The sequence below is a fragment of the Kitasatospora purpeofusca genome (assembly GCF_034043715.1).
Classification (GTDB): domain Bacteria; phylum Actinomycetota; class Actinomycetes; order Streptomycetales; family Streptomycetaceae; genus Kitasatospora; species Kitasatospora purpeofusca_A.
Map to the genome: position 1 here is coordinate 1 of NZ_JAXCLC010000066.1, position 23,402 is coordinate 23,402.

The 23,402-nt window shown below is 74.7% G+C and carries 19 protein-coding genes and 1 pseudogene; 12 read left to right on the top strand and 8 right to left on the bottom strand.

Annotated elements, in window-relative coordinates:
• The 3 genes from SM793_RS28075 to SM793_RS28085 all read left to right on the top strand — a co-directional run.
• Positions 1-327 (top strand): electron transfer flavoprotein subunit alpha/FixB family protein (locus SM793_RS28075; RefSeq protein WP_320441089.1); only part of this gene is annotated, 327 nt, incomplete at its 5' end.
• Positions 328-594: 267 nt separating this feature from the next.
• The gene (locus tag SM793_RS28080) at positions 595-2,019 is read left to right on the top strand and encodes an acyl-CoA synthetase (RefSeq protein WP_320441090.1); all 1,425 of its coding nucleotides are present in this window, start codon (positions 595-597) and stop codon (positions 2,017-2,019) included.
• A gap of 239 nt (positions 2,020-2,258) precedes the next feature.
• Entirely contained in the window at positions 2,259-3,227 is a 969-nt protein-coding gene (locus SM793_RS28085; RefSeq protein WP_320441091.1) for a C40 family peptidase, read from the top strand.
• A gap of 118 nt (positions 3,228-3,345) precedes the next feature.
• On the opposite strand, the gene SM793_RS28090 is transcribed toward SM793_RS28085, so the two are convergent.
• On the bottom strand, positions 3,346-4,365 hold the full coding sequence (locus SM793_RS28090) for a PfkB family carbohydrate kinase (RefSeq protein WP_320441092.1): 1,020 nt from the start codon (positions 4,363-4,365) through the stop codon (positions 3,346-3,348).
• Between the two features lie 414 nt (positions 4,366-4,779).
• On the opposite strand from SM793_RS28090, the gene SM793_RS28095 reads away from it, so the two are divergent.
• Together SM793_RS28095 and SM793_RS28100 are read left to right on the top strand one after the other, a co-directional pair.
• Positions 4,780-5,847, top strand: coding sequence for an NUDIX hydrolase (locus SM793_RS28095; RefSeq protein ID WP_320441093.1), 1,068 nt, complete (start codon positions 4,780-4,782; stop codon positions 5,845-5,847).
• A gap of 251 nt (positions 5,848-6,098) precedes the next feature.
• On the top strand, positions 6,099-6,881 hold the full coding sequence (locus SM793_RS28100) for a DUF4184 family protein (RefSeq protein WP_320441094.1): 783 nt from the start codon (positions 6,099-6,101) through the stop codon (positions 6,879-6,881).
• Positions 6,882-7,090: 209 nt separating this feature from the next.
• Here the strand turns inward: SM793_RS28100 and SM793_RS28105 are convergent, their stop codons facing one another.
• Complete coding sequence (locus SM793_RS28105) at positions 7,091-8,455, bottom strand: dipeptidase (RefSeq protein ID WP_320441095.1); 1,365 nt, start codon at positions 8,453-8,455, stop codon at positions 7,091-7,093.
• 224 nt (positions 8,456-8,679) lie between these two features.
• Between SM793_RS28105 and SM793_RS28110 the strand changes: the two genes are divergently transcribed.
• Positions 8,680-9,927, top strand: coding sequence for a geranylgeranyl reductase family protein (locus tag SM793_RS28110; RefSeq protein WP_413816050.1), 1,248 nt, complete (start codon positions 8,680-8,682; stop codon positions 9,925-9,927).
• A gap of 103 nt (positions 9,928-10,030) precedes the next feature.
• Here SM793_RS28110 and SM793_RS28115 read toward each other — a convergent pair whose 3' ends face one another.
• Both SM793_RS28115 and SM793_RS28120 read right to left on the bottom strand, forming a co-directional pair.
• Complete coding sequence (locus SM793_RS28115) at positions 10,031-12,343, bottom strand: glycosyl hydrolase family 18 protein (protein ID WP_320441096.1); 2,313 nt, start codon at positions 12,341-12,343, stop codon at positions 10,031-10,033.
• Positions 12,344-12,602: 259 nt separating this feature from the next.
• Positions 12,603-13,595, bottom strand: a complete 993-nt coding sequence (locus SM793_RS28120; protein WP_320441097.1) for a helix-turn-helix domain-containing protein — start codon at positions 13,593-13,595, stop codon at positions 12,603-12,605.
• A gap of 100 nt (positions 13,596-13,695) precedes the next feature.
• Between SM793_RS28120 and SM793_RS28125 the strand changes: the two genes are divergently transcribed.
• Entirely contained in the window at positions 13,696-15,057 is a 1,362-nt protein-coding gene (locus tag SM793_RS28125; RefSeq protein ID WP_320441098.1) for an MFS transporter, read from the top strand.
• 59 nt (positions 15,058-15,116) lie between these two features.
• Here the strand turns inward: SM793_RS28125 and SM793_RS28130 are convergent, their stop codons facing one another.
• Entirely contained in the window at positions 15,117-15,539 is a 423-nt protein-coding gene (locus SM793_RS28130) for a RidA family protein (protein ID WP_320441099.1), read from the bottom strand.
• A gap of 147 nt (positions 15,540-15,686) precedes the next feature.
• Here SM793_RS28130 and SM793_RS28135 point away from each other — a divergent pair.
• Both SM793_RS28135 and SM793_RS28140 read left to right on the top strand, forming a co-directional pair.
• Positions 15,687-16,166: pseudogene (locus tag SM793_RS28135) on the top strand (Uma2 family endonuclease); the annotation flags it as partial.
• A gap of 204 nt (positions 16,167-16,370) precedes the next feature.
• Positions 16,371-17,144, top strand: a complete 774-nt coding sequence (locus SM793_RS28140; protein WP_320441126.1) for an enoyl-CoA hydratase family protein — start codon at positions 16,371-16,373, stop codon at positions 17,142-17,144.
• A 28-nt stretch (positions 17,145-17,172) separates the two neighbouring features.
• Here the strand turns inward: SM793_RS28140 and SM793_RS28145 are convergent, their stop codons facing one another.
• Entirely contained in the window at positions 17,173-17,931 is a 759-nt protein-coding gene (locus SM793_RS28145; protein WP_320441100.1) for a maleylpyruvate isomerase family mycothiol-dependent enzyme, read from the bottom strand.
• Between the two features lie 204 nt (positions 17,932-18,135).
• Between SM793_RS28145 and SM793_RS28150 the strand changes: the two genes are divergently transcribed.
• Complete coding sequence (locus SM793_RS28150; RefSeq protein ID WP_320441101.1) at positions 18,136-18,894, top strand: acyltransferase; 759 nt, start codon at positions 18,136-18,138, stop codon at positions 18,892-18,894.
• Positions 18,895-19,033: 139 nt separating this feature from the next.
• Positions 19,034-19,576: a GNAT family protein gene (locus tag SM793_RS28155; protein ID WP_320441102.1), complete on the top strand. Its 543-nt coding sequence runs from the start codon at positions 19,034-19,036 to the stop codon at positions 19,574-19,576.
• Here the strand turns inward: SM793_RS28155 and SM793_RS28160 are convergent.
• A complete protein-coding gene (locus tag SM793_RS28160; RefSeq protein ID WP_320441103.1) occupies positions 19,573-20,880 on the bottom strand; it encodes a helix-turn-helix domain-containing protein in 1,308 nt (435 codons plus the stop codon). The genes SM793_RS28155 and SM793_RS28160 overlap by 4 nt on opposite strands.
• A gap of 225 nt (positions 20,881-21,105) precedes the next feature.
• Here SM793_RS28160 and SM793_RS28165 point away from each other — a divergent pair, with 225 nt between their 5' ends.
• Positions 21,106-22,017, top strand: a complete 912-nt coding sequence (locus tag SM793_RS28165; protein ID WP_413816053.1) for an esterase/lipase family protein — start codon at positions 21,106-21,108, stop codon at positions 22,015-22,017.
• A 170-nt stretch (positions 22,018-22,187) separates the two neighbouring features.
• On the opposite strand, the gene SM793_RS28170 is transcribed toward SM793_RS28165, so the two are convergent.
• Positions 22,188-23,288: a phage tail sheath family protein gene (locus SM793_RS28170; protein ID WP_320441104.1), complete on the bottom strand. Its 1,101-nt coding sequence runs from the start codon at positions 23,286-23,288 to the stop codon at positions 22,188-22,190.
• Positions 23,289-23,402 lie beyond the last annotated feature (114 nt).

A 23,402-nucleotide genomic window follows, 5' to 3' on the forward strand; every position in this document is an offset into this window, starting at 1 on the left:
GCCGAGGGCTTCGGCGTGGTCGAGGAGCTCGCCGACGCGCTGGGCGCGGCCGTCGGTGCCTCGCGCGCCGCCGTCGACGCCGGCTGGTACCCGCACAGCAGCCAGGTCGGCCAGACCGGCAAGCAGGTCTCCCCGCAGCTGTACATCGCGGCGGGCATCTCCGGCGCGATCCAGCACCGGGCCGGCATGCAGACCTCGAAGACCATCGTGGCCGTCAACAAGGACCCCGAGGCCCCGATCTTCGAGCTCGTCGACTACGGCGTGGTCGGCGACCTGTTCGAGGTCCTGCCGCAGCTCACCGGTGAGGTGAAGGCCCGCAAGGCCTGACATCCTCCTGGCCCCGACCTGACGGCAGGTGACGGCGCGGGGGCGCGCCCGGGAACTCCCGGGGCGCCCCCGCGCCGTCGTTCGCCCTGGCCCCCGGGTGGCGGCCCCCGGGTCGTAGAGTCGGTCGGCGGCGCCGGTCGCGGATCCCCGTGGACTCCGCGGGCTCTGTGGATTCCGCGGATTCCGTGACCCATGCGGACCCTTGGGCCCGGCGCCCAGCGGACCGTGGGCATCCGGCCCACCGTGGACAGGGGCGAGGGCAGACGCATGACACTCTTGACGGCGCTTCGGGGCGGCTCCGGCGACTCCGCCGACGCACTGCGGATCTCCGACGGACCGGGGCTCTCCCGCGAGCGGCTGCTCGGCGCGGCCACGGCCGTCGCCGACCGGGTGGCGGGCGCCCCCGCCCTCGCGGTGCTCGCCCGGTCCACCGCCGAGACGGTGGTCGCGGTCGTCGGCGGCCTGCTCGCCGGGGTCCCCGTCGTCCCGCTGCCGCCCGACTCCGGGCCCAAGGAGCGCGCGCACATCCTGCGCGACTCCGGTGCCGCCCTGCTGGCGCACGCCGCCGGTGACACCCTGCCGGCGGACGCCGGTGTCGCCGGGCTGCCGGTCGACCTGCGCGAGTGCTCCGCCACTACGTACGCCGAGCCGGACCCGGCGGCGACCGCCTTCGTGCTCTACACCTCCGGGACCACCGGCGCGCCCAAGGGGGCGGTGATCGACCGCTCCGCCGTCGCCGCCGACCTCGACGCGCTCGCCGACGCCTGGCAGTGGACCGCCGAGGACACCCTGGTGCACGGCCTGCCGCTGTTCCATGTGCACGGGCTGGTGCTCGGCGTGCTCGGCGCGCTGCGCACCGGCAGCCGGCTGGTGCACACCGGCCGGCCCACCCCCGCCGGGTACGCGGCCGCGGGCGGCAGCCTCTACTTCGGCGTGCCGACCGTCTGGTCCCGGCTGGCGGCGGATCAGGAGGCGGCCGCCCGGCTCGCCTCCGCCCGGCTGCTGGTCTCCGGGAGCGCACCGCTGCCCGTCCCCGTGTTCGAACGACTCGCCGCGCTGACCGGCCACGCCCCGATCGAGCGGTACGGCATGACCGAATCGCTGATCACCGTCTCCACCCGGGCCGACGGGGAGCGCCGTCCGGGCAGCGTGGGCCTGCCGGTGGCCGGGGTGCGCACCCGGCTGGTCGGGGAGGACGGTGGGCCCGTTCCGCAGGACGGCGAGAGCGTCGGCGAACTCCAGGTGGCCGGACCCACGCTGTTCCGGGGGTACCTCAACCGGCCGGACGCCGACGCCGAGGCGTGGACCGCCGACGGCTGGTTCCGGACCGGGGACGTCGCGGTGATCGGAGCCGACGGCTTCCACCGGATCGTGGGGCGGGCCTCCGTCGACCTGATCAAGAGCGGCGGGTACCGGATCGGGGCCGGCGAGGTGGAGGCGGCCCTGCGCGATCACCCGGCCGTGGCCGACGCCGCTGTCATCGGCGCGCCCGACGCGGACCTCGGCCAGGCGATCGTGGCGTACGTGGTGCCGGACGGTCCCGTGACGGGTGAACAGCTGACGGACTTCGTGGCGTCGCGGCTCTCGGTCCACAAGCGGCCCCGACGGGTGGTGCTGGTGTCCGAACTGCCCAGGAACGCCCTGGGAAAGGTGCTGAAGAAGCAGTTGCTGGCGGACTCGGCACACGGGTGACGGGCGGTCACCCGGTGCGGGGCCGGGTGACGGTCGCTCACCTTCCGTGAGCCTTCCTTTGGCGCACTCCACTGCGCGCTGTGACCGGACGCATGCCTAACGTGACAAACGGTGCGGACCGAGTCCCTCGGGACCCGCGGACCGCGTCCAGCGATGGGTGACCAGCGATGGGTGACCAGCGTTCAGCGCGACCGAGGCGATCGGCGCGATCAGCGTGATCAGCGAAGGAAGACAGCAGCATGACGACCGTCAACACCGGCGCACCGGGTGCCGCCGACGACGCGACCGGGCAGCCCGCTGCCGCCACCTCCCCCCGGCCGGCGCGCGGCGCCGACCGCTCCCGCCTCTCGCGGGCCGCGCGGGTCCGCCGGGGGATAGGCATGGTGGCCGTGATCGCTGCCGGAGCCGGCGTGATCGGCCTCGGCACCGGTGCGGGGACGGCGGCGGCCGAGCCGGCGCCGGCCCACGCCGGGTGGGACGGTTCGCGGTACTGGTTCAAGGACAGCCAGGGGCACTGGCGCTGGACGACGCACTACGACGTCTACCTGGCGCGGACCGGCGGCTCGGCCTCGGGCACCGCCCCGGCCCCGGCCCCGGCCCCGGCCCCGGCCCCGGCCGCCTCGGCGTCGGCGACGGCCGTCCCGTCCGGGGGCATCACCCAGGGGTGGGACGGTTCGCGGTACTGGTTCAAGAACAGCCAGGGCCAGTGGCGCTGGACGACGCACTACGACGTCTACCTCGCGCGGACCGGCGGCTCGGACACGTCCTCCGGCTCGGCCCCGGCCTCCTCCACCTCCGCCACGGGGTCCGGTTCCTCGGCCGACGCGGTGGCCCCGGCGGCGGACGGTGACGTCGAGGCGGCGGTGCGGTTCGCGCTGGCGCAGCTGGGCAAGCCGTTCAGGACGGCCGGCAACGGTCCGGACGGCTACGACTGCTCGGGCCTCGTCCAGCAGGCCTTCCGGAGCGGCGACATCGAGCTGCCCCGGGTCGCCAACGACCAGTACGCGGCCACCACACCGGTGACGGCCTCCCAGCTGCGGCGGGGGGACCTGCTGTTCTGGTCGGACGACGGCTCCGCCCGGGGCATCCACCACGTGGCGATCTACCTGGGCAACAACCAGTACGTGGAGGCCGCCCGGCCCGGCACGCTGATCCGGATCTCGGGGATCAGCAGCGGCTACTACCCGACCCACATGGGGCGGCCCTGAGCCCTGCTCGTGTCGGCCCGGACCGGCGCCCGGACCACGGTGGTCCGGGCGCCGGTCCGTGGGTGCCGGCCTTCGGGGTGCCGGTCCGTGAGCCGGTCCGTGGGTGGGGCGGGGGCGATCAGGAGGGCCCGGCGGCCGGGCCGGTGAAGTCGGCCGGTCGGGGAAGGGCGCCGCGGGCGCCCAGGGCGGTGACCGCGAAGGCGCCGGCCGCGACGGCGGTGGCGGCGGCCTCGGGGAGGGACGCGCCCTGCGCCAGCCGGGCGGCGAGGGCGCCGCAGAACACGTCGCCGGCGCCGGTGGTGTCGACGACGGCCACCTCGGGGGCGGGGACGTGGTGGAGCGCGCCGCCCGCCGCGACCAGGGCGCCCGCCGCGCCGAGGGTGACCACCGCCCCGTCGCCGAGCGCCGCCAGCGCGGTGGCCGTCGTGGCGGTGCCGTTCCCGGTGCCGTGGGTGGTCGCGGTGCCGGTGGTCCCGGTGTCGCCGGTGGTCGCGGTGTCGCCGGTGGTCGTGGCGGCGTCGGCGGCGGACCGGCCGGTGAGCTGGGCGGCCTCGACGGCGTTGGCGACCAGGAGCGGGCGGCGCAGACCCGGGCCGGACCAGTCCGGCAGAACGCCCGCGGGCGCCGCGTTGTGGATCCAGCGCGGCCCGGCGGGCAGTGCGGCGGCCGTCGCGCGGATGCACTCCTCGGGCACCTCGCCACTGGTCAGGACGGTGTCCGCGGAGGTCAGGGCGAGGCCGGCGAGGACCTGCGCGACCTCGGCACCGGTGAGCCGGGCATTGGCGCCGGGGACGACCACGATGCTGTTCTCCCCGGCCGGGTCGACCAGGACGACGGCCAGCCCGGTGGGCGCGTCCGGGTCGGTGCGTACGGCGTCGGTCGCCACTCCGGCCGCCCGGAGGTCGTCCAGTGCGGCCCGGCCCTCGGGGTCGGCGCCGACGCGGGCCACCAGGCAGGTCGGCGCGCCCATGGCGGCCGCGGCCACGGCCTGGTTGGCGCCCTTGCCGCCGAAGCCCTGGGCGGAGCCGGCCGCGAGGACGGTCTCCCCGGGGGCGGGGAGGACGGGGCAGCGCAGGATGCGGTCGATGTTCACGGAGCCGATGGCCACGACGCGGCCGGGCGTGCTGGGTGCGGTCATCGTTCCTCTCTATGCGTTCGGCCGCCGATGGGCAAGCGCGGTCCCGGGTCGGCGGCCCCGCGCACGGTGGAGCGTAAGGACCGTGGAGCGTAAGGACCGTGGAGCGTAAGGACCGTGGGGTGTACGGACGGTGGGGTGTACGAGGTGCGGAGGGGGCGCGCGTCCTGCTGTCGGACTCCGGTGTCCGGGGGTGCGCGCTCCGGCGCGGCGAGGGTTGCACCGGCCCTGTGGTAGGCCCTCTGACCTGGGCACATGCCGCTGTCAAACGGAACCGGGAACCGCCATGAGCCGGGCCGACGTGGAGGATGGGGAACGGCGCGGCGCGGGTACCACCTCGGGTGGCGCTGGTTCGGCTGACGGGGGCGCCGCCCGGTGCGAACGGCACCGGGGGAGGTCGAGAAACAGGGGACGTTAGTGATCGTCTGGGTCAATGGCACGTTCGGGGCGGGCAAGACGAGCGCCTGTCGCGAGTTGGTGGAGCTGCTGCCCGGCAGCATGCTGTTCGATCCCGAGCTGGTCGGCTTCGGGTTGCGGGCGATGCTGCCGGCCGACCGGATGGCGGCGGTGTCGGACTTCCAGGAGCTGCCGGCCTGGCGGCGGCTCGTCCCCGAGACGGCGGCGGCGCTGCTCGGTGAGGTGCCCGGGCCGCTGGTGGTCCCGATGACGCTGCTGCGGGAGGACTACCGGGACGAGATCTTCGGTGCACTGGCCTCCCACGGCATCGCGGTGCACCACCTCGTCCTGGACCCAGAAGAAACGATCCTGCGTGCGCGCATTGCCCAACGTGAGGAGGTACCCGAGGACCCCGAGCGCAGCGAACGGATCCGGCAGTGGTGCCTGGAGCACGTGCCCCGCTACCTCGCCGCCCGCCGCTGGCTGCGCCGGGACGCCCGGCTCGTCGACACCTCCGGACTCACCCCGCGCGAGACCGCCGCCAGACTCGCCCAGCTGGTGGGCGACGGGTCGGCCCGCTGTCCGATCGTGCAGAGCCCCGATCCCACCGGGGACACCGTGGCCTCCGCCGTCCTGTTCTTCGACGAGCAGGACCGGGTCCTGCTCGTCGACCCGGTCTACAAGCCGGACTGGGAGTTCCCCGGCGGAGTGGTCGAACGCGGCGAGGCGCCGACCGACGCCGCGCTGCGGGAGACCGCCGAGGAACTCGGCCTCCGGCTGGACCCGGCCGCGCTACGACTGCTCGCCGTGGACTGGGAGCCGCGCACCGGCCCGCGCCGGGGCGGGCTGCGCCTGGTCTACGACGGCGGCCTGCTGGACGCCACCGCCCGGCAGGGGCTGCTGCTCCAGCAGGACGAGCTGCGGAGCTGGCGCTTCGTCAGCCTGGAGGAGGCCTCCGGGCTGCTGCCGCCCGGGCGGTACCGGCGGCTCGCCGCGGCGCTGGACGCCCGCCGCTGCGGGGAGCTGCGCTACCTGGAGGCCGGGAGGCGGGCGGGGGTGGGGCTGGCGTCGACGGCGGACGCGGCCTGAGCGGACCGGCGCCCGGCCCGGGGCGGTCCCGTAGTAAGGGTGGCCGGGTCCGGCGGTCCGGCGGTCCGCCGGTCCGGCGGGTCCAGCGGGTCCGTAGTGCCCGTCGGGTCGGTGGTGCGGTCGGTCCGGCGTCCTCGGCCGGGCCGGCCGCTCCGGCGTCCGGCCCCTGGTGCCCGGCGGTGGCGGCGTGGGCGGGGCGGGCCGTGCGGGGCGGGTGCGGCGGCCGTGGCCGGGGGCGGCAGGATGGGGCCATGCCGTTCACCCTGAGTCACCCGGCCGCCGTCCTGCCTCTGCTGCGTGCGGCGGGGGAGCGCGGACCGCTGGTCGCGTCCGCGCTGGTCGCCGGCTCGATGGCGCCGGATGTGCCGTTCTTCGCCGAGTCGCTGCTGCCCGGGGTCTACCGGTACGGCGCGGTGACCCACCGTTGGTGGGGGGTGCCGACGGTGGACGTGGCGCTCGCGGCCGGGCTGGTGGCGGGCTGGCACGGGCTGGTGCGCGGGCCGCTGGTGGCGCTGCTGCCGCCGCCGTGGTCCGGCGCGGCCGAGGCGCTGACGGTCCGCCGGTCCGGCCGGGGGCGGCCGACCCGGGCCGACCTCGCCTGGTTCGCGGCCTCGGCGGCGGTCGGCGCGGCGAGCCACGTCGGCTGGGACGCCTTCACCCACCACGACCGGGCCGGGGTCCGGCTGTTCCCGGTGCTGGGGCGGCCGGTCGCGGGCGGGCCGCCGCTGTGCGAGGTGCTGCAGTACGGCACCTCGGCCCCCGCGCTGGCCGCCGTGGCGGGGTACGCGGTGCGGGCGGTCCGGTCGGTGGAGCCGGTCCGGCCGGCCGTCGAACTGTCCGGCCGGGCCCGGCGGGCCGGCGCGGCGGTACTGGGCGCGGCCACCGCGGCGGGGGTGGTGCACCGGCTCGTTCCGCTGCGGCGCGGGCTGGTGGGGGAGCTGTGCTTCGGGGCGGGGGCCGGACTCGCGGTCGGCGCGGTCGGGTGGGCGCTGGCCCGGGCCGCGGTGGCGGGGGTCCGGGGTGCGCGCGACTGACGGCCGGAGCGGCCGGGGCACGGGCGGCGCGGAGGTGGCGGCCGGCGGCGCACAGGTGGAACGGGGTGGTGCGGAGCGTGTGAGCGGGGCGCGCCGACATCGGGACGCGCGGGCGTGCGGCAGCGCGGAGCAGGCGCGCGGGGAGGGCATGCCGGGGTGTGACGCGGGCCGCGCCGCCGTGGTGGACGGCGCGGCCCGCGCAGCCGGGGTCAGACCGAACGCAGCTCCGCGTAGCGGCGCAGGAAGAGCGCCTCGGTGAGGGCCATCCGCTCCAGCTCCAGCGGGTCGACGCTCTCGTTGACCGCGTGGATCTGGGTGGTCGGCTCCTCGACGCCGATCAGCACGATCTCGGCCTCCGGGTAGAGCGTGCGCAGGGTGTTGCAGAGCGGGATCGAGCCGCCCTCGCCGGAGGCGACCATCGGGGTGCCGAAGGCCTCGGCCATCGCCTCGCCCATCGCCTCGTAGGCCGGACCGGAGGTGTCGGCGCGGAACGGGGAGCCGTTGCCCTGGCGCTCGACCGTGATCCGCGCGCCGAACGGCACCTGGGCCTCCAGGTGGGCGACCAGCGCCTCCTGGGCGGCGCCGGTGTCGGTGCCCGGCGGGACGCGCAGGCTGACCGAGGCCTTGGCGAAGGCCTGCACGGAGGAGGTGGCGCCGACCACCGGCGGGGCGTCGATGCCGAGGACGGTGACCGAGGGACGGGCCCACAGCCGGTCGGCGACGGTGCCGGTGCCGGTGAGCGCGACCCCGTCCAGCACCTTGGCGTCGGCGCGGAACTGCTCGTCCGGGTACTGCACGCCGGTCCAGGTCTGATCGGTGGCCAGGCCGGCCACGGCGACGTCGCCGTGCTCGTCGTGCAGCGAGGCGAGCACCTTGACCAGGGCCTGGAGGGCGTCCGGCGCGGCGCCGCCGAACGCGCCGGAGTGCAGGTTGCCCGCGAGGGTGCGGACCGACACGTCGACCACGGTCATGCCGCGCAGCGAGGCGGTGACGGTGGGCAGGCCGGCCGCGAAGTTGCCGGTGTCGCCGATCACGATGGCGTCGGCGGCGAGCAGCTCGGGGTGGGCCTCGGCGTACCGCTCCAGGCCGCCGGTGCCCTGCTCCTCCGAGCCCTCGACGATGATCTTCAACCCGACCGGGTAGCCGCCGTCCGCCCGTCGCAGGGCCCGAAGGGCCGTCAGGTGCATCAGGATGTTGCCCTTGCAGTCGGCGGCGCCGCGCCCGTACCAGCGGCCGTCGCGCTCGGTGAGCTCGAAGGCGGGGCTCAGCCACTCGTCCTCGGCCAGCGGCGGCTGGACGTCGTAGTGCGAGTAGAGCAGGACGGTCGGAGCGCCGGCCGGGCCGGGCAGCTCGGCGTAGACGGACTGGGTGCCGTCCGGGGTGTCGAGCAGTCGGACCCCGGTCAGGCCCTCGGCGGCGAAGGCGTCGGCGACCCAGCGGGCGGCCTTCTCGCACTCCTCGACCGGGAACTGACGCGGATCGGCGACCGACGGGAAGGCGACCAGTTCGGCGAGGTCGGTGCGGGCGCGGTCCATCAGGGACCGGACGGCGTCGGCCAGGGGCTGCTGCGGCATCGGGTGTGCTCCGGGTAGGGGTGGTCCGTCCGGGGGGTGTTCCGGGCGAACGGCGTTGACGGGGGGTGACTCCGATCATAGGCGGACACGAACGGACGGCCCCTGGGGGAGCGGTGGCCGGCACCGCCCGCGCGGGCGGGAGGGCCGGTGCGGCCACGATTCGTTCGCGCGTTCGGTGCGGTGCTGCCGACGCCGGCGGGGGCGGCCGCATAGGATTGTTGCCCGTGACTGACTCCGGAAGCCCCGATTCTCGTAGCCCGCTCGACGCCGAGGCCGCCGGGCCGGACCGGCCGGACCCGTTGGACGGCGTCTGGGACGTCGTCGTGGTCGGTGCCGGGCCGGCCGGCTCCTCCGCCGCGCACGCCGCCGCGGCCCAGGGCCGGCGCGTGCTGCTGCTCGACAAGGCCGAGCACCCCCGGTACAAGACCTGCGGCGGCGGCATCATCGGCCCGTCCCGGGACAGCCTGCCGCCGGACTTCAAGCTGCCGCTCCAGGACCGGGTGCACGCCGTCACCTTCGCGTACGGCGGCCGGTTCACCCGGACCCGGCGTTCCAAGCGGATGCTGTTCGGCCTGGTCAACCGGGACGAGTTCGACCTGCGCCTGGTGCAGGCGGCCAAGCAGGCCGGCGCGGTGCTGGTCACCGGAGTGACCGTCACCGGGGTCGAGCAGCGCGGCGGCGGGCACCGTACGGCGCTGGTCACGGCCGCCGACGGGCGCAGCTTCGAGGCCCGCGCGGTGGTCGGCGCGGACGGCAGCGCGAGCCGGATCGGCCGGCACGTGGGTGTCTCCTTCGACCAGATCGACCTCGGTCTGGAGGCGGAGATCCCCGTCCCGGCCGAGGTGGCCGCGGCCTGGGCCGGCCGGATCCACCTCGACTGGGGGCCGCTGCCCGGCAGTTACGGCTGGGTGTTCCCGAAGACCGAGTCCAGCAGCCTGACCGTCGGGGTGATCTCGGCGCGCGGGGACGGCGAGCGGACCAAGCAGTACCTGGCCGACTACATCCGGCAGTTGGGCCTCGCGGGATTCCGTCCGAGCGTGGAGTCCGGGCATCTGACCCGCTGCCGGGCCGAGGACTCGCCGCTGTCGCGCGGCCGGGTGCTGGTCGCCGGGGACGCGGCCGGGCTGCTGGAGCCGTGGACCCGGGAGGGCATCTCGTACGCGCTGCGCTCGGGCCGGCTGGCCGGGGAGTGGGCGGTCAAGGTGGCCGAGGCGGGCACGGCCGCGGAGGTCCGGCGGGAGGCGCTGAACTACGCCTTCGCGATCAAGGCCGGCCTCGGGGTGGAGATGCGGGCGGGCAAGCAGATGCTGACCGCCTTCGAGCGCCGGCCGTACCTGTTCCACGCGGCGGTCTGCCTGGTCGACCCGGCCTGGCGGGCGTTCGCCCGTACCACCCAGGGGCACACCACCTTCGCCCAGGTGATCCGCCAGTACCGCTCGGCCCGCCGCCTCGCGGCCCTGGCCTCGCGCTGAGGTGACGCCGGGTCCGGCGGGCGGGTACCCGCCGAACCCGGCGTGCTCGGACCCGGCGTACGCGGGGTCGGTGCTCGAACCCCGTGTACGCCGATCCGACGTGCTACTTGAGGCCGTTGTCGATCGCCGTGATCAGGGTGCCGCCGGGGGTGTCGCCGGTCATCTCCCAGATCATCGCGCCGAGCAGGCCCTTCGATTTCAGGTAGGCCGTCTTCTTGCCGATCGACCAGGCGTCGTCGAAGGTCCACCACTGGCCGCCGGCGCCGGTGTAACCGTAGGTCGCGACGGACTGTTCGTCGTGGTGGACGGACAGGTTGGGGAAGGTGGTGATCAGGTTGTTGTAGCCGCGGGTGCCGGCCTCCTCGGCGAACTGGCCGGGGGCTGCGCCGGTCGCGCTCTGCCACTCGCCCTTGACGCCGCCGTCGGCGACGCCCTGCCAGCCCCGGCCGTAGAACGCCAGGCCGATGGTGAGCTTGCGCGGGTTGACCCCGGCGTCGAGGTAGGGCTTGACCGCCGCGTCGACGCTGAAGTGGTTGGCGTACGGGTCCTGGGCGTCCTGGTAGAGGTTGCCCTGGTGGCCGGTGCGGTTGGGCTCCCACGAGTTGTCGCTGCCCGCGCCGTGGAAGTCGTAGCCCTGGACGTTGGCGATGTCGAGGTAGTTGAAGATCTTCGAGAGGTCCCAGCCCTGGTTGATCTTCACCGGGTCGGCCGGGGTGAAGGCGGTCAGCAGCTTGTGCGAGCCGCCCAGGGCGTCCAGCTGCTTGCGGAACTCGGCCAGCAGCAGGGTCAGGTTGCCCTTGTCGTTGGCGCTGTAGTGGTTGCCGGCATGGCCGTCGGGCGAGCCGGGCCACTCCCAGTCGAGGTCGATGCCGTCGAAGATCCCGGCCGCGACGCCGTCGCCGCCCGCGCCGTTGTAGAGCGGCAGATTGCCCTTGATCCACACGTCGAGGCAGGACTTGACGAGCTTCTGCCGGGACGCGTCGGTGGCGGCCGCGTCGGAGAAGTACTTGGAGTACGTCCAGCCGCCCAGCGAGACGACGATCTTGAGGTTCGGGTACTTCGCCTTGAGCTTCTTCAACTGGTTGAAGTTGCCGCGCAGTTTGCCCCAGCCGTCGTCCGCCACGCCGTCGATCGACTGGGCGGCGCTCATCGGGCGGGCGTAGTCGGCGTCGGCGTCGCCCGCGCCGGTGCCCTGGTCCGGGTCCTGCGGATCGGCGGTGGTGCCCTTGGTGACGCCCGCCATGCAGGTCAGGTTGACCGGGTCGATGTTCTCGAAGGCGTAGTTGATGACGTCGAGCTTGGCCGCGCTGCCCGAGGTGTCGAGGTTCTTGACGAAGTACTGGCGGCCGTAGATGCCCCACTGGGTGAAGTAGCCGACCCGGGCGTACTTGCCGGCGCCGACCAGGTCGGAGGTGGTGACCTTCAACGGCGCGGTGGCGGGGGAGGCGTTGTCCGCGCCGTCCCTGGCCTTGACGGTGAAGGTGTAGGAGGTGGACGGGGAGAGGCTGCCGACGGTGGCGGTCAGGGTGGAGCCGGTGACCGTGCGGACCAGGGCGCCGTCCTGGTAGACGTCGTACGCGGCGACCTTCAGATTGTCGGTGGCGGCGTTCCAGGCGAGCGTCACCTCGCTCGAACCCACCGCGGTGGTGCGGAGGTTGGTGGGCGCGGTGGGTGGCGTCGGGTCGGTCGCCGGGTCGAAGGTGGCGGCCGTGACCGACGCGCTCAGCGGGCCGGTGTTGCCGCGGGTGTCCTTGGCGCGGACGGTCAGGGTGTAACTGGTCGCCGGGGTGAGGTTGGTGACCACGGCGTCGGTGGTGGTGCTGCCGCCGACCACGGTGCTGCCGTTCAGCACGTCGTAGGAGGCCACCGGGAAGTCGCCGCCGGTCGCGGCGGGCCACTTCAGTGCGAGCGTGTGGGCCGTCGCGTCGGTCACCGCGGGGGTGCCCGGGGCGGACGGCAGGACGTCCGAACTGCCGTCGCACTTGTCGCCGTTGATCCGGCAGCCGGTCGGCGTGCCGACCTGGCCGTTGGCGACGAACCAGAAGCTGTACGGCTCGGTGGTCCTCCCCGCCGGGACGTTGGCGTTGTAGAACGCGGCGACGGCGGTGACGTGGCGGCCGTTGACCGTCGCGGTCCCGTTGTAGCTGTTCTGGATGGTGACGCCGGCCGGGAGGTCGAACTCCAGGGTCCAGCCGTTGACGGCGGCGGCGTTGTCGTTGCGGACGATGTAAGTGCCCTTCCACCAGGAGCCGTTGTTCTCGGTGGTGAAGGCGGCGGTGAGCTTGCCGGCCGCGTTGGCGGGGGTCGCCAGGGCGGTGATCGCGGCGATCGGGAGGAGCAGGACGGAGAGCAGCGCCAGCAGTCTGCGGCGGGTGCGGCGCGCCTGGTCTCGGCGTGTGCGGGATCGGACGGACATGGTTCTCCCTGTGACTGTGGGGTTGGACAGGGTGGCGCAGAACCGTGCGGGTGGAGCCCGGTGGAGCTGGGTGGTACCCGGTCGGGTGGTGGGGCGGTGCGTGGTCGACCGGTGCCCGCGTCGTGGGGGACGCAGCCTGGAGGCACTGTAGGAGGACTGGACCAATGCGTCAACAGGTCTGTACCAATGGTGAGTTGGGAGCGCTGGTCACGGGCCGTGCGGTGCGAGTCCGCACCCGTCCGTCAGCCGCACCCGTCCGTCAGCCGCGGCGCGGTTGGCCGGACAGCTCGTCGCCGAGCGGGCTGCGGCTGTACAGCACCGAACGGCCGTGCCGCGCCCGGTTCACCAGCCCGGTCCGGTGCAGCACCCCCAGGTGCTGGCTGACCGCGCCCGGCGTCACCCCCAGCCGGTAGGCGAGGTCGGTGGTGCTGGCCGGCTCGGCCAGCAGCGTTAGCAGCCGGGCCTTCGGCGCGCCGAGCAGCTGATCCAGTGCGCCCGGAGTCACCGGCGCCGGCGGCGCGGCCATCCCCGCCTGCCCCCTGGCCGGGTAACTGATCTGCGGTGCCCGGTCGTTGCTGATCATCGTGACCGCACCCCGGGCGAAGAAGGTCGGCACCAGGACCAGCCCGCGCCCGTCCACCGTGATCTCCTCGTCCCACTCCTTCCAGCGGCGGTCGACCGACAGCACCCCGTCCGTCCAGCGCAGCCGGTGGTCCAGGTCGGCGAACAGCGCGGCCGCGCCCTGCTGCGCCAGCACCCGGGAGCGGTAGACCAGGTCCGCCTCCAGCACCGTCCTGGCCTGCGGCCACCAGCCCGGCGCCAGGCAGCACTCCCAGTACTCCTCCAGGGCGTCGGCGATCCGCGCCAGCAGCCGGGCCGGATCGGCCAGGCCCGCCGCGAGCAGCGGGGGCAGCGGCTGGCGGTGGGGCAGGAAGGTCTGTTCCAGCTCGGGCCGCAGCTGCTCGGGCGGCAGTGCCCGGACGGCGGCCAGCTCGGTGCGGAAGTCCGGCCACGGGGTGGCCGGGCGGGGCGTCAGGAAGTCCGGGATCCAGCGGTTCGCGGCGACCAGGGAGAGCAGCAGCGCGGAGTCCAGCCGTTCGAAGGCGGGGCGCAGTCGCCCGAAGGCGGCGGACTGGAGGTGGTAGTGCCCGGGGTGGGTCCACATCCGCAGGCTGAGCGCCGCCTCCTGGACGGGGGAGCAGGCGAACCAGGTGGTGGCGAGGTCCGCCAGGCCGAGCTTGAACCGGTGCACCCGACCCCTGCCCCTCTCCCCGTCCGTCCGTCCCGCCGGCTGCCGCTGCCTGCTGCTGCCGTCGCCCGCCGGTGCGCTGCTGCTTTTAGGTTGAGCCTAAATGAGTACTGCCGAGTGGCGGCGCCGGGGTGTGATCGTGGGCATGACCACCCCACCGGCGGCGACCGCCGCGCCGAGTTCCGACCTGCCCACGCCCGGGGCGTCGCGCCTGCTGCACCCCGACCCGACCGTGCGCCGGCTCGCCCGGATCACCCTGCTCAACACGGTCGGCAGCGGCCTCTCGCTCTCGGTCGGAGTGCTGTTCTTCACCCGCTTCCTCGGCCTGAGCGCCGGTCGGCTCGGTTTCGCGCTCACCGCCGCCGGGCTCTGCGGGGTGCTCGCCAGCGTCCCCGCCGGGCGCGCCGCCGACCGCTGGGGGGCCAGGCCGGTCCTGGTCACGCTGGTCTCCCTCACCGGCCTCGGCACCGCCGGGTACACCCTGGTGGACGGCTACCCGGCGTTCGTGGCCCTCGCCTGCCTGGTCTCCGCCGCCGATCGGGGCGGGGCCGCCGTCCGCAACGCCCTGTACGCGCAGGTGCTGCCCGCCGACAAGCGGGTGGCGGGCCGGGCCTACCTGCGGGTGGTGACCAACGTCGGGCTGTGCCTCGGCACCGGGGTCGGCGCGATCGCGCTCCAGGTGGACTCGCGGGCCGGTTATCTGACGGCGATCCTGGCGGACGCCTCCTCGTACCTGGCCGTCGCGGTGCTGTTCCAGCGGCTGCGGGTGCCCGGGGGGTCGGGTGCCGCTGCCGCTGCCGCTGCCGGTGCGGGTAGGGCGGACCAGGCCGTCGAGGCGGGCGCGGCCGGGGGGAGGCGGCGCAACCCGGCGCTGCGGGACGGGCCGTTCCTGGTGGTGACCGCGCTCGGCTCGGTGCTCGCCCTGCAGTTCGCGATGCTGGAGGTCGGGGTGCCGCTGTGGATCGTCCAGCAGACCGACGCGCCCCGGATCACCGTGGCCGGCACCCTGATCGTCAACACCGTGCTGGTCATCGCGTTCCAGGTCCGCGCGACCCGGGGCATCGAGCACCCGGTCGCCGCCGCCCGCGCCTGTGGACGTGCCGGGCTGATCCTGGCCGCCTCCTGCCTGGTCCTCGGCCTCGCCCACGGCACGCCCGCCGCGCTGGCCGCGGTGGTGGTCCTGGTCGGCGTGGCGCTCCAGGCGGTCGGCGAGGTCCTGAGCCAGGCCGGCACCTGGGCGCTCAGCTACGACCTGGCCGGCGAGCACGCGCACGGCGCCTACCAGGGCGTCTTCAACGCGGGCATGTCCGCCGCGTTGATGATCGGCCCGGCCGTCGTCTCGACCGCCGTCATCGGCCACGGCCTGGCGGGCTGGGCCGCCCTCGGCGCGCTGCTCGCCGGCGCCGGCCTCGCGATGGGCCCCGCCGTCCGGTGGGCCCGGCGGCGCGGCGCGGTTCCGGCGTGACGCGGTTCCGGTGTGACGCGGTCGAGGACGGGCGGCGGTCGGGAACGGGCGGCGGTCGGCTACTCCGGGACCACCGCGAAAGCCTCGATCTCGATCAGCACCTCCGGCAGGAACAGCGCCGCGACCTGCATCGCCGAGCTGGCCGGCGGCGGCAGCTCACCGAGGGCCTCGTTCCGCGCCTTGCGGACGGCGTCCAGGTGCGCGATGTCGGTCAGGAAGTACGTCAGCTTGACGACGTGCGAGAAGTCCGCGCCCGCCGCCGCCAGGCAGCGGCGCAGGTTCTCGAAGATCTGCCGCGCCTGCGCCTCGGGGTCGCCCGCCCCGACCAGCCGCCGCTGCTCGTCGAAGGCGACCTGCCCCGACACCGCCACCAGCCGCCCGGTGGCCGACACCACCTGGGTGTAGCCGGTGCCGGGAGCGACCCCGGGCGGCTCGGTGATGTGGGTGAGGCCGGTGCTGTGGCGCTGTGATTCCGTGGTCATGCGCCCATCGTGGCCGACAGTCGATCATCGCACCACGGCTTTCACGGAGGGTATTCTTCAGGTGCACCCGGCGTGACGAGAACGGCAGTTGGAGAAGGAGGCCGCTCCGTGAGCACAGCCCCCCGACTGCCCGGCGACTACAGCACCGTGACGGATCCCGAACGGGCGCTGAAGTACGCGATTCAGCATGTCGCAGGCGACCGCGCCGAAATCATCGACGGAGTCATCACGCCGATGCGGCCGAGCTGGGCGCACGAGAGCGCCGCCGAGGTCGTCCGTCGGCAGTTGACGCCGCGCCTGGAAGAGCTGGGGCTGGTGTCCGGAGCGGGAAATCTCGACCTGCCCGGATCGGAGAACTGGTTCGTCCCCGACCTCGCGGTCGTACCGGCGGGCCTGGCGGCGAAGACCGAGGGCGCCCTGCTTCCGGACCGGACACTGCTGGTGGTGGAGGTCACCTCGCCCTCGAACGGGGAGACGGACCGGACGGTGAAGCGTCGCCGGTACAGCCAGTACGGGGCGCCGATCTACCTCCTGGTCGACCGGCAGGACCGCGCCTGCACGGTGTTCAGCGGGCCGACCCGGCTCGGCTACGCGGTCGAGGACGGACCGCACGCCTTCGGGACGCCCGTCCGGCTGCCCGAGCCGTTCGACCTCGACCTCGACACGTCCCGGCTCCGAGCGGCCCGGGGTGTCACCGGCAGGGGACATCCGGGCGCCGGGAAGCCTGGCCGAGCGGAGGGTGGGCATGTCAGAGTCGTCCGGGCGCCGCCGCCCACCCGTGGCCGCGGCCCCGTTCCGACCCACCCTCAGCCGGAAAGCAGGACCGTACCGATGACCAGTGAAGCGCCCTTCGTCCGGGTCGCCACCGAGGACGCCGTCACCACGCTGACCCTCGACTCGCCGCACAACCGCAACGCGCTCTCCCGCCGGCTGATGGCCGAGCTGACCGCCGGGCTCGCCGGAGCGGCTGCTGATCCGGAGGTGCGCGCGGTGGTGCTGACGCACGCGGGCAAGGTGTTCTGCGCCGGGGCGGACCTCTCGGAGGCGACCGGGGCGGACCCGACGGTCGGGCCGCGCGGGCTGGTCGACCTCCAGCGGGCGATCGTGGACTGCGCCAAGCCGGTGATCGCCGTCATCGACGGGCACGTCCGGGCCGGCGGGCTGGGGCTGGTGGGCGCGGCCGATCTGGCGATCGCCGGACCGGCCGCCACCTTCGCGTTCACCGAGGTCAGGCTCGGCCTCGCGCCGGCCGTGATCTCGCTGCCGCTGCGCCCCAAGCTGGACCCGCGCGCGGCCTCCCGCTACTACCTGACCGGCGAGGTGTTCGACGCGGCCGAGGCCGCCAGGATCGGTCTGGTCACCCGGGCGGCCGACGCGCCGGAGGCGGCCGAGGTCGCGCTCAAGGAGCTGCTGGACGCCCTGCGGCTGGGTTCGCCGCAGGGCCTCGCGCACTCCAAGCGGCTCGCCAACGCCGAGGTGGTGCGCTCCTTCGAGCGGGACGCCGACGAACTGGTCGAACTCTCGGCGCGGCTGTTCGGCTCGGAGGAGGCCCAGGAGGGCATGCGGTCGTTCCTGGAGAAGCGGCCCGCCCGCTGGGTGCGGTAGGTCGTCTCCCCGCACACCCGGATCCGGCTCAGCGGATGCGGGCCGACTCGCGCCAGAGGTCGAGCAGGGTCTCGTCCCCGGCGCGGTCCACCTTCCCGGTCCCGGCGGGCAGCCGGTTCCAGAGCAGCAGGTAGAGGTCCCGGGCCGGGCCGGTGAGGGTCAGATCGGCCGCCGGGTCCTCGGTGAGCGCGACGGACAGCGGGTCCGGGCCGACCGTCAGCAGCCAGCGGCCGGGGCCGTCCGTGGCGCTGATCTGCACCGTGCGCGGCCGCTCGCCGCGTACCTCGGTCCGGCCCCGGGACATGAAGCCGCGCAGCAGCTCGTCGATGCCGTCCAGCGCGAGTGCCGGATCGGTCGACGGGCCCTCGGTGCCGGCCGCGGCGTCGGCGTCGATCCGGTGCACGGCGGTCTCGTGCGCCTGGCGGCGGGCCCAGAACGCGAGCGGGCTCGGCGCGGGCATGAAGGTCCAGCAGTCCAGGTCGGCCGGGGCGGCGGTGAGCGCGTCGAGCAGTGCCGTGTGCCCCGCGCGGAACCAGTTGACGAGTCCGGCGTCGTCCGGTGCGGGGATCAGCAGGGCCCGTTCGCCGTCCTCGTCCAGCGGGGCCTTGAGCGCGTCCCGGACGTGGGCCGTCGCCCAGCGGTGCACCTGGCCGGTGTGCAGCAGCAGGTCGCGCAGTCGCCAGTCGGGACAGGTCGGGACGGGGGCGTCGAGGCCGGTGCGGGCGGCGGCGTCCGCGAGCAGGCCGCCTTCGCGGCGCAGCGCGTCGATGTGTGCGGTGATCTCCATGATCGGGATTCTGGCAGCAACGGCGGGCATTCGGACATGTGTTCCCAGGGATGACCGGTGGAAGCGTCGCGGCGGACGGGGCGGGGTCGGCGCGCGGTCGGCGTGGGTCGGCGTGGCGGCGGGATGGCGACGGGTCGGCGACGGGCCGTGTGACCTTGGCCGCCTCCGCGCCGGGCGGACCGTACGGACCGGTAACGTGAGCGCATGTCGATCACGCGTTCCCTGTTCAGCGCCGCCCGGGCCGGCGGCCGGCGCGCGGCGGGGCGGCTCGTCCACCGGGGCTGGCAGTGGGTGCAGCGGGCCGGCGCGGTCTCCGGCGAGAGCCCCGGGCCGTACCGCTTCGGCGAGCTGGGCGCGGGCACGAAGCTGAGCTTCCCGCTCGGCGCGGTCTTCAACGAGCAGTGGATCACCATCGGCCCGTTCTCGATCATCGGCGAACGGGTGACCATCAGCGCGGGCTTCCTCCCCGGCCTGGACCTCGGGCCCGAGCCGATCGTGCGGATCGGCGGCGGCTGCGTGATCGGCCGGGACAGCCACATCGTCGGCCACCAGTCGATCGTGCTGGGCGACGACGTGTGGACCGGTCCCGGCGTCTACATATCCGACCAGGCGCACGAGTACCGGGAGACGGACCTGCCGATCGGCAAGCAGTGGCCGCGCAACGAGCCGGTGGAGATCGGCTCCGGCAGCTGGATCGGCACCGGAGCGGTGATCCTCCCGGGTGCCCGGCTGGGCCGCAACGTGGTCGTCGCGGCCGGCTCGGTGGTGCGCGGCGAGGTACCCGACCACACGGTGGTGGCGGGCGCGCCGGCCAAGGTCGTCCGCCGCTGGACGCAGCAGGAGGGCTGGCAGCCGCCGTTCCGCAACGAGCCGCCGCGAGCGCTGCCCGACGACATGACCGCCGCGCAGCTGCGGGCACTGGCCGGCTGGGACCTGCGGCTGCCGGGCGAGTCCGAGGTCTGAGGCCCGAGGTCCGAGGCCCGAGCTCTGAGCTCTGAGGTCCGAGCTTAGAGGTCAGAGGTCCGAGACCGGGTGGCCAGGATCCAGGAGGCAGGCCCTAATTCGGTTGCCGCCGGTCCGCGGGGTCGGATAGGAAACTCGCATGCTTCGAGGCGAGAAGATCGGGCTGCGGGCCCGGCACGAGGACGACATCCCGGTACTGCTGACCGAGCTCCACGACGACGTCGCCAACTCCTCGCGGGTCGAGAGCGCACCGTGGCGGCCGATCCCGCCCGGCTCGAAGGAGTCCCGGGTCTCACTGGACCGCAAGGACGACGCGATCGTGTCGTTCTCCGTGGTGGACCTCGACGGCGGCGCGCTCCTCGGCAGTGCGAACCTGTGGGGTATCGACAGCCACAACCGCTCCGCGCACATCGGGCTCGGACTGCGCCCCTCCGCCCGGGGCCGCGGCCACGGCACCGAGGCGGTCGCGGTGCTGTGCCACTACGGCTTCGTTGTCCGCGGCCTGCGGCGGCTGCAGGTCGAGACCCTCGCGGACAACACCGCGATGCTGCGCGCCGCCGAGGGCAACGGCTTCGTCCGGGAGGGCGTGCTGCGCTCCGCGGCCTGGGTGATGGGCGAGTTCCTGGACGAGGTGCTGCTCGGTCTGCTGGTCCAGGACTGGAAGGCCAGGCCCGGCGGTTAGGGGCTGGTCCGGGCGGCCGGGGCCTGTCCCGCCGCGGCGCGTTCGGCGTCGCGGGCGGCGAGGGCGGCCGTGATCCGGGGCAGGTCGGCGGGCCGGGTGGGGTCCAGGCCGGTGCGGACGGCGATCCGGCGGAGCCGGTAGTCCACGGTGTTGGGGTGCAGATGGAGCACCTGGGCCGTGTGGCGTCTGCTGAGACCGCCGGCGAGGTGCACCCGCAGGGTGGTGAGCAACTCGCCCGCTTCGTCCAGCGGGGCGAGCAGTGAGGCGAGCCGCGACCGGGCCCGGCTGGGCCGGCTGAGCTGGTACTCGACCAGCAGGTCGTCCAGCCGGTGCAGGCCGGGCGCCCGCCCGACGGCCAGGGCGACCTCGAGGACCTCCGCCGCGAGCGCCGCCGCCGCCGGGACCTCGGCGGGCACCGAGGCCGAGCCGCCTGCCCGGACGGCGACGCCGGCCGCGCGCGCGATGCGCCGCAGGGTCTCGGCCAGCCGCTCCCAGACCTGTTCGGGCACGGCCTCCGGGTCGTGCTCCAACGGGACCAGCACCACACCGCCGCCGGCGGTGAGCGCGGACAGCGCCGACTGCCGGGTGGCGTGGTCGAGTTCGGTGCGCAGCCGGCGCAGCTTGCGGTGCCCCGCCACCGCCCGGTCGACGTCCGGGGAGCACTCGTCGGGATGCTCGGCGACGGCGAGGCGCAGCACCGCGTACGCGGGCGGCAGGCCGATCCCGGCCCGGGTGGCCGCCGACTCGGCCTCGACGGGTGTGCCGTCCAGCAGCGCGGTGACCAGGGCCCCTCGGGCGGCCCGCCGTTCGTCGGCGTCGCCGCGGCCCTCCTCCAGGTATCCGGCGCAGGTCGCGGCGGCGGCCCGGCGCAGGTGGTTGAGCATCAGCCGGTTGAGCAGCAGCAGGTCGGCGGCGTCACCGTCGTCGGCGTGCCGGGTGACCAGCTCCCAGCAGACCTCCAGGCCGAGGTGGTGGGCGAACAGCACGGCGTCCAGCGGCACGCCCTCCTCGGCGCGCCGGGCGGCGGCCTCCCGGACGGCGGCGAACTCGCCCTCGGGGGCGGGCAGTCCGGTGCGGACGGCGTGGGCGAGGGCGCGGATCCGGCGGGCGGCGACCGGGACCAGTTCGCCGGTGGCCAGTTCGCGGGGGAAGCGGCGGTAGGCCGGCACCCGGTCCAGCAGCGCGGCGACCACGGCCTCGGCCAACTCCGGTACGGCACTCAGCAGCCGCTGGTCGGCGGCGGTGCCGCCGATCACCGGGATCCGCCAACCGGCGGCGGTGGGGGGTGGATTGTGACCGGTCACAGAGAACTCCGTCGAGGTCTGGAAGCCGTCCGAGGCCCAGGCCGGAGGGGCGACCGCAGGATGGAGGCACTCGGGTTACCTGTTGGTAACAAACTTCCGCTCCGGAGGCAACCGTTGAGAACCCCACTTCTCCGCTCCGCCGCAAGGTCGTTGCGCCGCAAGCCCCTTGGGGCTGCTGGTGCGGCGCTCCTGGCCGGCGCGCTGCTCGCCGGCACCCCCGCCGGTGTGGCACGGGCGGCGGACGCGACCCCCACCGCGTCCGCCGCCGCCCCCACCGCCTCCACTCGGGCTGTGGTCCCGGCCCCGGCCGCCGCGGGTGAACTCCCGCCCGACGGTGACACGGTGGCCTCGCCGCCCGGCGCCAACGACTGGACCTGCCGGCCGACCGCCGCCCACCCGAACCCGGTGGTCCTGGTGCACGGCACCTTCGCCAACCGGTACGAGAACTGGCTGGTGCTCTCGCCGCTGCTGAAGAGCCTGGGCTACTGCGTCTTCGCCCTGGACTACGGCACGGTGCCCGGCATCACCTCGTCCGGCAGCGGGCTGCTGCTGCCGATCGGCGGGCTCGGCCCGGTCGCCGACTCGGCGGCCCAACTCGGCCGCTTCGTCGACCTGGTGCGCGGGGCGACCGGCGCGGCCGAGGTCGACCTCGTGGGCCACTCGCAGGGCGGCATGCTGCCGAACTACTACCTGAAGTTCCTCGGCGGCGCGGCCAAGGTCGGCAAGCTGGTCGCTCTCGCGCCGTCCAACCACGGCACCACGCTGGACGGCATCACCAACCTCGCCCCGTACTTCCCGCGCGTCGCCGAACTGGTCTACACGGCCTGCGCGGCCTGCCGGGACCAGGCGGTCGGCTCCGACTTCAACCGGCGGATGGCCACCAGGCCGGACACCGTCCCGGGGGTGCGCTACACCGTGGTCTCCACGGTCTACGACGAGGTCGTCACGCCCTACCGGAGCCAGTTCCTGGACGGTGCGGGCGGCGCCGGTGCGGCGGCCGTGGACAACGAGGTGGTCCAGGCGCACTGCCCGCTGTCGCTCGCCGAGCACGTGGCCGTCGCCTTCGCGCCCACCGCGCTGCACCTGGTCACCAACGCACTCGACCCGGCCCGTGCCACGCCGGTGCTCTGCGGCTGAGGCCGCCGCCACCGGGGCGGCTCCCGGCGGGGTCGCGCCCGCCGGGAGCCGCCGCGCGGGACGTCGGTCCGTCCGACTTCCCGCGCGGCGGCCCGGTGCGCCGGGGTGTCGGTGCGGGCCGCACGGACACTCGGCCGCGCGGCGCCGCCGTCGATGGCAGCCTCGGGCTGTCAGACCTGAACCGCGGTCCCGGTCATGGTCAGGATGATGAACTCGGCCGGGCGTACCGCGGCGAGGCCGACCTTCAGGACGACCCTGCCCGCCGTGACGTCCTCATCGGTCATGGTGACGCCCCGGCCGATCTGGACGAAGTAGGCCTCCTGCGGCGAGTTCCCCTGCAGGCCGCCCTGCCTCCAGATGCCGTGCAGGTAGTTGTCCGCCGCCGCCCGCAGCTTCTCCCACATCGGCTGGTTGTTCGGCTCGAACGCCACCGGGGCGAGCGCTTTCTGCAGGTCGCGCGTCACCGTGTCCGCCAGCCGCCGCACCGGAATGAACCTCCACTGGGGGTCGGTCTCGTCGAGGGTGCGGGCGCCCCAGACGTTCGTGCCCCGGCCCGTGAACTCGCGCAGGATGTTGACCGGCTGCGCGTCGCCCTGCTCCGTGTCGGTCACCGCCTGGGACGGGCGCAGACCGCCGTCCACCATGACGTTCGCCGGCGCCTTCCACACACCGCGCTCACAATCGACCCGGCAGTAGACCCCGGCGACCGCGCCGACGGGCGGCACCGGTTGAGCGCCGGCCCCGGGCGGGATCAGCCACGGGTGGTAGAGGGCCGCGTGCGCGCTCTGGTCGGCGTCCAGCTTGAACGCCCTCGCCGCGTCGCGAGCGTCCCGGGCGGTGTGGTCCCGGCCTGCGTGCAGGACGGCCATCGCCTGGTGGGCGGCCGCGTAGGCGGTCACCGCCCTGACCGTCTCGCCGGCCGCGTCGGCGCCGCCGTCCCACAGGCCGAGCGGCACCAGGATCGTCACCTCGCCGCAGGACTCGGCCGAGGCCAGCACCTTCTGCAGGGTCGTGCCGGCGGTGTTGGCCAGGTAGCAGCCCCCGCCCCCGTTCACGAAGTACCCGCGCAGCACTTCGCCGCTCTCCCCGGAGGTGGCCCCCTCACCGGCAGCCTCGGCGAGTTCGGACCAGCCGTCGACCCGGACCACACCTTCGAACGCCGTACCGAAGTCGGCGATGAACAGCGGCACCGCGGTCGCGCCGGAAGACACCGACAGGCTCGACGAGACGTCCCCCAGGGAGACGCCGGGGTAGTTGACTGAATCCGCCATCGAACAACTCCATCCAGACCATGACAGGACAACGGACGACGCCTCAGGGCCAACGGGTATGGCCGAGGCGACCTCCGTCTTACCGAGCGTATGGCGACTGCTGCCGTCGGTGAT